The sequence below is a fragment of the Curtobacterium pusillum genome, from assembly GCF_007673235.1.
Classification (GTDB): domain Bacteria; phylum Actinomycetota; class Actinomycetes; order Actinomycetales; family Microbacteriaceae; genus Curtobacterium; species Curtobacterium pusillum_C.
The window spans coordinates 416,129-427,892 of record NZ_VDZH01000005.1 but is presented as its reverse complement, the minus strand read 5'-3'; the positions used below and the strand labels follow the sequence as shown (position 1 = coordinate 427,892).

Annotated in this window: 6 protein-coding genes; 4 read left to right on the top strand and 2 right to left on the bottom strand. The window is 70.2% G+C overall.

Features of this window, described 5'->3' with window-relative positions; all coding sequences use genetic code 11:
- Both FS532_RS15840 and FS532_RS15835 read left to right on the top strand, forming a co-directional pair.
- The coding region (locus FS532_RS15840; RefSeq protein WP_222122005.1) for a hypothetical protein at positions 1–322 on the top strand (322 nt) is incomplete at its 5' end.
- Between the two features lie 163 nt (positions 323–485).
- Positions 486–3,125 carry a hypothetical protein gene (locus FS532_RS15835; protein ID WP_144756429.1) on the top strand — a complete coding sequence of 880 codons (2,640 nt, stop codon included), beginning with the start codon at positions 486–488 and terminating at the stop codon, positions 3,123–3,125.
- A gap of 55 nt (positions 3,126–3,180) precedes the next feature.
- Here FS532_RS15835 and FS532_RS15830 read toward each other — a convergent pair whose 3' ends face one another.
- Positions 3,181–4,011 (bottom strand): aldo/keto reductase, encoded by an 831-nt coding sequence (locus FS532_RS15830; protein WP_144756427.1) that lies wholly within the window; start codon positions 4,009–4,011, stop codon positions 3,181–3,183.
- 129 nt (positions 4,012–4,140) lie between these two features.
- Here FS532_RS15830 and FS532_RS15825 point away from each other — a divergent pair, with 129 nt between their 5' ends.
- A complete protein-coding gene (locus FS532_RS15825) occupies positions 4,141–8,289 on the top strand; it encodes a DUF7507 domain-containing protein (protein WP_144756426.1) in 4,149 nt (1,382 codons plus the stop codon).
- 87 nt (positions 8,290–8,376) lie between these two features.
- Here the strand turns inward: FS532_RS15825 and FS532_RS15820 are convergent, their stop codons facing one another.
- The gene (locus FS532_RS15820; RefSeq protein WP_144756424.1) at positions 8,377–8,784 is read right to left on the bottom strand and encodes a pilus assembly protein CpaE; all 408 of its coding nucleotides are present in this window, start codon (positions 8,782–8,784) and stop codon (positions 8,377–8,379) included.
- Positions 8,785–9,001: 217 nt separating this feature from the next.
- Here FS532_RS15820 and FS532_RS15815 point away from each other — a divergent pair, with 217 nt between their 5' ends.
- Positions 9,002–11,680: a glycoside hydrolase family 2 protein gene (locus tag FS532_RS15815; RefSeq protein WP_186322086.1), complete on the top strand. Its 2,679-nt coding sequence runs from the start codon at positions 9,002–9,004 to the stop codon at positions 11,678–11,680.
- Positions 11,681–11,764 lie beyond the last annotated feature (84 nt).

Sequence of the window (11,764 nt, the reverse complement as noted above, 5' to 3'; positions counted from 1 at the left end):
CGGCACCCCGGCCGAGGGATCCGCGGTGACGCTGGATGACTACCGGGCGTCGGACAACAACGGGTCCACGATCGTTGCCGGCACGGGTGAGACCGGCGGCAAGGTCAAGGTCTGGAACTACGTGTCGAAGAACCGGATCGTGATCAAGAACAACGCGATCCTGACCGTTGACGGCAACGGGAACTGGTCCGGTGTCGGCGAGTTCGCCGGGAACATGTCCTACTCGCCCTACATCGAGTACTTCGCCCCGGGTGCCGACCTCGACGGCGAACCGACCGAGGTCCTGACCCGCACCTTCACCACGGTCGCACCCACCAAGTAACACCCTGCCCAACTGAACACACCAGGGCCCCTGTCACCCGACTCGCCGGTGACAGGGGCCTTGTTCGCGGCAACGTCTTGAATTTTCCATTGATATTCCATAACCGCGCGTCGCTCCGGCCGCAGGCGCGAGCCTCGTCGTCGCCGCAACGATCCTGTCCGGCATGAGTGCCGGCGTCCCCGCCTCCGCGACGACATCCGGGCCCGCTGCCAGCATCCCCTTGGTGTTCGAGGACGGCACCCAGTACCGGACGTCGAAGCCGATCGCCGCGTCGAAGGAGGGCAATTCCACCAGGTCGTACGCCTCCTACGCTTCGGCGGCGGCGGCCACCGGGTACTACGAGCCGTACTCCGTGACGGTCAGGGCGAGCAGCACCCCCGGGTGGTTCACACTCACCTCCGGGAGCCAGTGCCTCGGCGTCCGGACACTCGCGAGTTTCGGGTACGGCAGCTCGGGCGCCGAGGTTCCCGGATTCGTCTCCTGCTCGGACGTCGACGCCCAGCGATGGCAGCTGAACGACGCCGGCCGCCTGGTCAACAAGAGCCGTGGAGCCGTCGGGCGGGTCTTCACGACCGCGAACCCGTGGCCGGGAGGCGGGTACCACTACCAGATGGGGTTCGGTGGGACGGGCCTGCGCCTCGCCGGGGACGTCAGCGCGTTCGATCCCATCGACAACGGGGGCCTCGTCGCGCACGACGGGCCGCCAGTCGACCTCGTGCGCGGGACCGTCAGCGACGTCTTCTTCGGCGTGCGCTTCACTGGCTCAGCCGACCAGGTCAAGGGGACGTTCACCCTCACGGCTCCGAGGGGCACCACGTTCGCGGACGGGCAGCAGACGGTGACGGGCGAGTACCGACTTCCCGGCGAGTCGGAGTGGAAGACGTCCCCGAGCCTGACACTGACCGACGGCACGCTGTCGGCAGACAGGACCACGCTGTCGTACAACATCGACACGAAGACCGGCAGCGGCATCCCGGACGAGCTGTTCCGGTGGGCCGTCAAGGTCGCACCCGGCGACGCGGACGAGGGAGCGGCGCAGCTGGGGTACTCGTTCTCCGGTTCGACGAGCGCTGGAAACTCGAAGGTCGATGGCCGCACGCCGGTCACGATCCCTGCGCCGTCCGTCGAGAACGGTGGGATCTCGGCTGGGTCGGTACCGTCGACCGAGCTCCGGCGTGGATCACGGACGGAGGTCCCTCTGATCATCGAGAACGACGCGGCGCAGACGAGTCTGACGGGAAAGGTCTCCTTCGACGCCCCGGTCGGGTTGACCTTCGCACCCCAGACGACCGCCGACGGCGAGTGCCGGCAGGGTGACACCGGCGCCTGGAAGGGCTACGCCCCACTGCAGTTGCGGAACGGTGCGCTGTCCAACGGCGGTCGCACCATCACGTTCGACCTGGCCGCGACATCCGGTCGTTACGAGGTCGGCGAACAGTACCGCTGGCGGGTGCTCGTGGACACCCCGGCCGACACCATGATCGAACGCTCCGCGATCAGGTGGTCCGTCACCGGGACGGCGTCCGCTGGGTCGTTCTCCGTCGACGGCACGTCCGCCGTCACGGTCGAGCCGGTGTCCGCCGCGCCGCTCGTGATCGCATCGCCGGCGGACGGTTCCACGGTGCGGACGGACTCCAAGCGCGTGGTCTTCTCAGGCACCGGCGCTCCCGGAGCGCGGGTGCAGGTCCTGACGCAGACGCCCTCGCCTCGTGCGATCATCGACACCTTCGTGCTCGCGGACGGTACCTGGTCGCAGCTCGGCAGTGACCTCAACTTCGGTGTCGCCTATTCGCTCGACACCGTCTACACGCCGCAAGGGGCCGAACCGGTCCTGGGTGTGTACCACCTGACACTCGAAGCGGCGGACCCGGGAGTGTCCCAGCCGTTCGCGATCCTGACTCCGCCGAACGACTCCGAGGTGGTCGCGCCGGACAAGCGCGTCGACATCTCCGGTGTCGGGACCACCGGGACCGAGGTGTCCATCTGGAACAGCCGATCGAAAGACCGTCTCGTCGGCACGACCGCAGTCGGACAGGACGGCACGTGGACGATCGCTGCGACGCTGAACAACGAAGACACGCGGTACGAGCTCCACGTCGAGTACCGGGTTCCGGGTGAGGGGCCGCGGGAGCGGACGCGCGTCCTGCTCGTCAAGGCACGGGACGGGCAGGACCGTCCCTTCGCGTTCGACTCCCCGGCTGAGGATTCGACCGTGATCACGCCGACGGGATCAGTCGACTTCGAGGGCGTCGGGGCCACCGGTGCGAAAGTCGTGATCTGGAACTACGCCTCGAAGGACCGTGTCGTCGCGCGGGCCACCGTGGACGCGCACGGCATGTGGAAGGCCGCAGGCTCGTTGAACAACCGGAACGGCGAGTACTTCCTGCACGTCGAGTACACGGTTCCCGGGCAGCGAACTGTCGAATCGACCCGACACGTCTTCATCAAGCCCGAAGCCAGCACCGATCGACCGTTCTCGGTTGCAGCGCCGGCCGAAGGGGAGACCGTGACGTTGTCGAACTTCCGCCAATCGGACCGCAACGGCGAGGCCACCGTCTCCGGCGACGGCGCAACCGGCGGGATCGTCAAGGTGTGGAACTACTCGACGAAGGACCGTCTCGTCACCAGAGGTGGTGAGCTCACGGTCGACGACGACGGCAGGTGGACGGGAACGGCCGAGTTGCGAGACCAGGACTACTCGCTCTTCGTCGAGTACTTCGCCCCCGGGGCGGACACGGACTCCGAGCCGACGCGAACGGCCACACGCACGTTCACGGCTGTCGCCCCCCGACGCGAGGGGTAGGTCCAGGCGACACGACGCCCCCGCGACCACAGGTCGCGGGGGCGTCGTGTGTCGATCACGCCGGGACGTAGTCGAACGTGTCCGGGTCCGGCCCCGTGCGGTGGCTCTTGTCGAGTGACGAGATGTCGGTCATGTCGCCGTCGGAGAGCTCGAAGTCGAAGATGTCGAAGTTCTCCTGCACGCGTGCTTTCGTCACCGACTTCGGGAAGACGATGTCGCCGCGCTGGATGTGCCAGCGGAGGACGACCTGGGCCGGGGACTTGCCGACGGCGCCTGCGATGCGGGTGATGGTCTCGTCGTCGAGCACGAGGCCCTGGGCGATCGGGGACCAGGCCTCGGTCGCGATGCCGTGCTCGCGGCCGTACGCGCGGAGTTCGTCCTGCGTGAGGTACGGGTGCACCTCGATCTGGTTCACGGCCGGGGTGATCGTGGTCTCGGCGGCGAGCCGGTTGAGGTGGTGCGCCTGGAAGTTGCTCACGCCGATCGACCGGGCGATGCCGCCGCGGTAGAGCTCCTCCATCGACTTCCACGTGGGGACGAAGTCGATCACGGTGGCGATCGGCCAGTGGATGAGGAACAGGTCGGTGTAGCCGCCGAGCAGGTCGGCCGACTTCTTCCCGTTCTCGAGCGCGGCGTCGGGCTCGTGGAACCCGTTGTTGAGCTTCGAGGTGACGAAGATCTCCTCGCGAGGGATGCCGGACTCGGCGATGGCCTCGCCGACCTCCTTCTCGTTGCCGTACATCTCGGCGGTGTCGATGTGGCGGTACCCGACCTCGAGTGCGGTCAGCGTCGCTTCCTTGGTGTTCTCGGGCTCGATCTGGAAGACGCCGAAGCCGAGCTGCGGGATGGTCTTGCCGTCGTTGAGGGTGATGTTCGGAACGGTCATGGTGCCATGCAACCAAACGGCCCCCGAGGGTCATTCCGGGAACACCCAGCCGGGCGCGCCGACGATTTGCCCCGCCTACTGGAATCCAACATACTGGTGTGCCACTGTCGCTCGACCTCGGAGTTCCTCTTGCCGCGTTCCCGTTGGAACCTGTCCCTGCCCGCGATCGCGGTCGGGGTGATCGCCGCCATCGCCGTACCCTTTGGTGCACCGGGGATCGCGGCGGCTGCCCCGTCTGCCACCGCCGCTGCGCCTCGCTCGAACGACGTCTTCGACGGGCCTCGCGTCCTGTTCGTCGAGGACTTCGAGCACGACGTCGCGACCACGCCGATCATGCTGGACCAGTACGTCGGTGCAGAGGGTGAGCGGTACACCGCAGACCCGGCGTGGATCGACGCATCGGAGTGCAACGGGATCATCACCAGTGCGACGAGCTCGAACGTCGCTGCGTGCACGGCCAACGCGGACCTTCGCAACCTCAGTGACGTGCTCGGGCGGATCACCGGGAACGACCCCCGTACCAACCATGCGGTGAGCGCCTGGACGTCCTCCCGGAACCTTCCCCGCAACGCGGTGCAGGTCGAGTCCCGTGATGCGTTCTCCCTCGGCTCGACGGGGCGGTTCGTCTCCTTCGGGGTGAGCGCCGCCGCCGGAGCCTGCGTCGGCTACACGCATCCGCTGCTCAACTTCCTGCTGGTCGACGGAGACACGGAACACCCGGTGTCCGAGCGGGCGATCGACCCGTGCACCGACCCTCGCTCGCAGGCGTTCACCGTGAACGGAGCCAGCTACCGCGGCGGCGAGTTCGTCTCCAGCGGCGGCGTGCTGTTCTCCGGGGACGCCCTGCGCTGGCGCCTGCGCAACGAGCAGTCCTCGTACAGCGGCAACGATGGTGCGATCGACCGCGTCACGATCGTCGACTCGACGCCGACGCTCGCCAACGCGTTCGACGGCAGCCCCATCGTCGGCGACACCGCTCGCATGACCGTCTCGGTCGTGAACACGTCCGAGCGCGGCTCGAAGCCGGGCTGGTCCTTCGCCGAACGCCTGCCCGAGGGGCTGACGGTCGCGAGCGACCCGAAGCTCCAGACGACCTGCACCGGAGCCGACACGACGGTCGAGCCCGGAGCCACGGACGTCTCGGTCGCCGGTGACCTCGCCATCGACGCCGCGGACTGCACGGTCTCCTTCGACGTCCGCGCGACCACGGCCGGCACGTACACGATCACCGGCGACGACGTGACCCAGCACGTGGGTGTCGACCTGCCGACCGCCGCGAGCGTGACGTTCCAGCCGGAGCGCAACGTCCTCGGCGTGTCCGAGCGCGGCGTCCTGAGCGGCGGCAACGGCGACGACATCGCCGACCTGGGCGAGCAGATCGCGTTCGTCACCCGCGTCGAGAACCAGGGCAACGTCGCGGTCCGTGCGCTGGAACTGTCTGGTGACCAGGGCGCGTTCAGCTGCGACGTCGCCACGCTCGCTCCGGGAGCCTCGACCGAGTGCTCGACGACGCCACGCGACGTGACGCAGGCGGACGTGGACTCCGGCGCGATCGAGGACACCGTCGAGGTCGGTGCCCTCTCCCGTCTCGGGGTTCCGGTGGCCGGCACGGCGTCCGCACGCGTCGAGGCGACCGAGAGCGCCGCCGCAGTGGCGCTCGTGATCGCGCCCCAGGCCGACGGTCGCCCCGGTGTCGGCGACGAGGTGCAGCTGACCGCGACGGTCCGCAACTCCGGCAACACGTCGGTCCGGGACGTCGCCGTCACCCTGCCGGGCCGTCCGGAGTTCTCGGTGCAGTGCGACGTGCAGTCGCTGGCGCCGGGTGCCTCGGTGGACTGCGAGGTCACCGGTGCGTACACGGTCACCCAAGCCGACGTCGACGCCGGCTCGGTCGCGTTCGCCGCGAACGTCACTGCGACCGACGTCGCCGGTGCGCCCGTGCGAGCAGACGCTCGCGCGTCCCAGGACACCGTCGTGCAGGCGCCGTCCCTCTCCTCCACCCTCTCCGCTGCGCTGCGCGCCGAGGGGAAGAGCCCGGCCCCGGGTGACGTCGTCACCAGGACGGTCCAGGTGCGGAACACCGGCAACGTCACGCTCACCGACGTCGCCGGGTCCGTCGACGGACGCCCGGACGCCGGGATCGTCTGCCCCACCGGTCCGCTCGCGCCGGGCGAGACGACCGAGTGCGTCGTCCCCGACCACGTCGTCACCCAGGCGGACATCGACCGTGGCTCGGTGACGTCCGAGGCGCAGATGCAGGCCACCGCTCCGTCCGGGCAGCCGGTCCGGTCGACGGACTCGGCGTCGGTCGAGCTCGAGCAGCGCAGCGCCCTCGGTGCCACCCTCTCCGCATCGCTGGCCGCACCGGGAGAAGCCCCCGAGGTCGGCGACCACGTCGCGCTCGGCCTGACCGTCCGGAACACCGGCAACAGCACGCTGAACGACGTCGCCGCATCGCTCGACGGGCGTGACAGCACGATCAGCTGCCCGACGGGAGCCCTCGCACCGGGAGCGGAGCGAGACTGCACCATCGAGGACCACGACCTGACGCAGGCCGAGATCGACCACGGCTCGGTGGACTTCGCCGTGACCGCTACGGCCTCCGGCCCCGGCGGACGCGAGGCCACCGGCAAGGACAGCGCTTCCGTCGAGCTTGCTCGGACCGCGGCCGTCGAGACGTCGGCGACGAGCGTGCTCGACCCGACCGAGCACGAGGTGCCGCTCGCCGGTGACACCGCGACGGTGTCGATCACGGTGCGGAACACGGGCAACGTCACGGTGACCGGTGTCCGTGCCCACGTGACCGACCGCGACGACCTGACCGTCTCCTGCCCGACCGACGAGCTCGCTCCCGGCGACTCGGTGACGTGCGAGGTGTCCTCCGTGACGCTGACCCAGGCCGAGGTGGACGCCGGCGCGGTCCGGTTCCCCGTGGACGTCGCCGCCACCGGCGCCGACCGGCAGCGCGCCGAGGCGAACGGTGCGACCACGCTCGACATCGTCCGGGCACCCGCCATCCGTGCCACCGCGATCGCCGCGGTCGACCACGACGGCACCGTGCACGCCGGCGACGCCGCTCGGGTCACCCTCACGGTCGAGAACACCGGCAACGTGACCGTGCGCGATCCGTCCGCGCTGGTCACGGGTCGGGACGACATGACGGTCACCTGCGCCGACGCCGAACTCGCACCCGGCGCCCGCACCGAGTGCACCGTCGCAGCACACCGTCTCACCCAGCAGGAGGTCGATGCCGGCAAGGTCTCGTTCACCCTGGTCGCTTCCGCGACCGGCTCGGACGGCACGACGGTGACGGCCGACGCTGAGGCCGGTACGGACATCGAGCGCGAGCCCGGGATCGAACTGACCGTCGTCGCGCACCTGGCCGCGTCGGAGCACGACGTCCCGCAGGCCGGTGACCGTGTGTCGGTCGCGGTGCGGACGACGAACACGGGCAACGTCACCCTGTCCGGAACGCACGCCGAGATCGTCGAGCTGGCCGACCTGCCCGTCGCCTGCGCGCCCACCGACACCGCGCCGGGTGCGCATGAGGACTGCACGGTCCCCGAGTACGTCCTCACCCAGGCGGACGTCGACCACGGCGGCGTGACCGTCGCCGCGGTGGTCGAGGCGACCGCTCCCGGCGGCGCGACCGTCTCCGATCGCGACGAGGTCACCGTCGGCCTCGCGGCTGCGAGCTCGCTCGACCTGTCCGGCGAAGCGGTCGTGCGCGACGCGACGGGTGCGTTCGTCGCCGTGGACCGTGACCGCGCGCTGCACCCGGGGACCGAGGTGTGGGTCCGCTTCACGGTGGTCAACACCGGGAACCTGGACGTCCGCGACCTCCGCGCCGCTGCCGAGCTGCCGGCGGTGACCGTCGAGGACACCGCGCTCGAGCCGGGCGCGCGGACGACCGCCGTCACGCAGCGTCCGCACGTCGTCTCCGCAGCGGAGGCTGCGAAGGGAACCGTCGTCCTGACCGGCCAGCTGACCGCGCAGGTGCCGCGCGCCGACGGCGACACGACGGAATCGCCGGGTGCGGCGACGGTCGGGCAGACCCGGTCGATGCGCACCGCGACCGCCGTGCAGCCGACGTGGGTGTTCTCGAACGAGTACCGCACCACCCTGCGTGCCGAGGCGGCTCCGCTCGAACTCGCGTTCACCGGGTCCGAGGTCGTCCAGGTGGCGCTCCCGTCCGGGATCGTCCTCCTGCTCGCGGGTCTGGTACTCCTGGTCTGGATCCGGCGCCGGCGTGCCGAGCACGGCCGTCACCGCGCCTGATCCGCTGCGGAAGACGCAGGAGGGCCCGACCGGCGATGCCGGCCGGGCCCTCCGTGCAACTGCGAGACGGCGACGGCGCGCGTCGTGTCAGTCCAGCGCGGACCGGATGTACGCGTGCAGCGCCCCGCCGTACGCGTCCGCCGCACCGGGCGCGCCGAACTCCTGCGAGGTGCCGCCGACCACCGCGGTCACGACGAAGTCCGACCCGCTCTTGGTCAGCGAGACGAAGGCCGGCCCGAGCAGATCCCGCAGCTGGTCCTCGCGCGGGAGCCACAACGACTCGGCGGCGTCGACGGAGTCGAGCGCCCACTCGGTCGTCCCGTTGAACCCGAGCACGGTGCCGGACGGGTAGTCGTGGCGTTCGACGGTCATCTCCGACACCGTGTAGACGTCGTCGTCGACGCCGGGCTTGTCGATGACGAACCGGTCCCCGGTCGTGGGGTGCCAGCGGAGTCCGGCGTCACGCAGGGCCGCGGCGAGAGCAACTGTGATCACGCATTCCAGCCTGCCACTCGGAACCGTGCAAGCTCCCCGTACTAGCATCGCCGAGCACCCCCACGCGCGTCCGCACCAGCGTCCGCGCGCGCGAACGCGACGACGCCCGGCCAACCGGTGCCGCGCCTCCAGGCCGAAGAACCGGCCACGGGGCGGGCCACCGGCCGGCGTCCCGACCGAGGTGGACGACACCCTGTCCGCCCAGAGAAGGACCCGCATGACCCTCGAACGCGAGGAACTCCGCGACGACTGGACCGTGACCATGGTCGGAGGAACCGGCGCTCCGGACGGTGTCGCTGGCCGCACGATCCCGGCGACCGTACCGGGGCAGGTGCACACCGACCTGGAACGCGAGGGTCTGCTGGCGGACCCGACGTTCGACCGGAACGAGGACGCCGGCAAGTGGGTCGGCCGCGCGGACTGGGCGTACCGGCGGACGGTCGACGTCGACGCGAAGGGTTTCGAACGCGTCGACCTGGTGTGCGACGGGCTCGACACGGTGGCGGAGCTGAGCCTCGACGGCGTGGTCGTGGGCACCACCCGGAACATGCACCGGCGCTACCGCTTCGACGCGCGCGACCAGACCGGCGGGGTCGGCCGCGGCAGCAAGACCCTCGAGGTCCTGTTCGAATCGCCCTACCGCGAAGCCGGTCGTGTCGCGGCGAAGGCCGGCAGCATGCCCGGACCGTACGACGAGCCGTTCCCGTACATCCGGAAGATGGCCTCGAACTTTGGCTGGGACTGGGGCCTGACCGCGGTGACGAGCGGCCCGTGGCGACCGATCGCGATCGAGCGGTGGTCGACCGCGCGACTGCGCGAGGTCCGACCGCTGGTCGACGTGGAGGCGGGCGAAGGTGTGCTCGACGCGCATCTCACGGTCGAGCGCTCGGGGCTGAACGATCTCGACCAGGACGGCGAGGACGACGACCTCGTGCTCGTCGTGACGGTGAGCGGCGAGACCGCCGAGGGGACGGCGACGCGTCAGCGGTCCCGCGCGCAGCTCACGCCGAAGGACGACGAGACCGTGGTCACCGTCCGCGTGCCCGACGTGCAGCGCTGGTGGCCGCGGGGGTACGGCGAGCAAGCCCTGTACGACGTGGTCGTCGAGCTGCAGACCGTCGACGGCGAGGTGCTCGACCGGAACACCTTCCGCACCGGCTTCCGGTCGACGCGGATCGACACGGGCGCGGACGAGATCGGCAAGCCGTTCAACGTGCACGTCAACGGCACACTCATCGACGTGCGTGGCGTGAACTGGATCCCGGACGACGTCATCGTGTCGCGGGTCGACCGCTCGCGGGTGTCCTCTCGACTCGACGCAGCCGTCGACCTCAACGTCAACCTCGTGCGCGTCTGGGGCGGCGGCGTCTACGAGTCGAACGACTTCTACGAGGTCTGCGACGAACTCGGGCTGCTCGTCTGGCAGGACTTCCCGTTCGCCTGCTCCGCCTACCCCGAGGGCGAGCCGATCCGCAGCGAGGTCATCGCCGAGGCCCGGGACAACGTCGCACGCCTGTCGCGGCACCCGTCCCTGGTGGTCTGGAACGGCAACAACGAGAACATCTGGCTGCACGGCGTCGACAACTGGGGGGACGACCTCGGGGACCGCGGCTGGGGCCTCGACTACTACCTCGACCTGCTGCCGACGATCGTCGACGCCGTGGACCCGTCCCGCTTCTACACGGTCGCATCGCCGTGGTCGGGCGACGAGTCGCTGTTCGCGAACGACGTCGACCACGAGACGCACCACTCGTGGGACGTCTGGAACCGCCTGTCCGACGACCACTACCGTGACTCCGTGCCGCGGTTCGTCTCCGAGTTCGGGTGGCAGGCGCCGCCCGCGTGGCGCACCCTTCGCGATGCCGTGCGTGACTCGCCTTTAGCCGTCGATTCGCCCGGTGTGGTCCACCACCAGAAGGCCGCGGATGGCATGGGGAAGCTCGCTCGGGGGCTCGCGCCGCGGTTCGGCTCGGTCTCGCCGCACGATTTCGACGAGTGGCACTACCTGACGCAGCTCCAGCAGGCGAGAGCGATCGCGACGGGCGTGGAGCACTGGCGGACGCACTGGCCCCGTAACACCGGGGTCGTGGTCTGGCAGCTGAACGACCTGTGGCCGGTGTCCTCGTGGTCGGCGATCGACTCGGCGGGGCGGCTGAAGCCGCTGGCGCACGAGCTGCGCCGGCTCTACGACGACGTGCTGCTGACGATCCGGCCGGTCACGTCGTTCTCGGCGTCGGTGAGTCGGACTGGAGGCGCGGATCGCCCCGCGTCGCCGGCCTCCGACAGCGAGACGGCCGGCTCCGGCGACCTGTCGGACACGCTGTCGCTCGAGGTGCCGGGGGCTGGCTCCCTCGGGGTGTCGCCGGGTGCCTTCGGGAACGCGCCGATCGAGGTCGCGGTCCGCTCCACCCGTCCCGGTCTCGACAGCGTCGTGCGCGTGCGGCGGATCGCCCTGTCCGGCAGTGTGCTCGCCGAGGTCACGCTCCCCGTCCACCTCTCCGCCGCCGGGGTCGCCGTGGTGTCCCTGCCCGAGTCCGTCGGCGTGGTGGACGACCCGACGAACGAGATCGTCGTGGCGGACATGGACTGGCGCCGTGCGGTCTGGACGCCGGCGCCGGACAAGGACATGCGGTGGCAGCCGGCGCAGTACCGGACGTCGTTCGAGCCGGTGGGCGACGACGGGGTCGAACTCGTGGTCGAGGCGGAGTCGCTCGTCCGGGACCTGCTCGTCCAGCCGGACCGCGTCGCGCCGGCGGGCACCGTGGACCGCGGGTTCATGACGCTGCTGCCGGGGGAGCGGGTGTCCTTCCGGTTGCACGGGGTGACGACGGCGGACATCGCTGCGCTGGTCGATGCCACGGTCCTGTGGACCCTCGACCGCGTCCTCGGCGTTTGATATACGAAACACCATAGTGATATATTGATGCGGTACTGCGGTCGTTGAGCGGCGTGCGGTACCCGGTCGGTGTCCCCGCCCGGA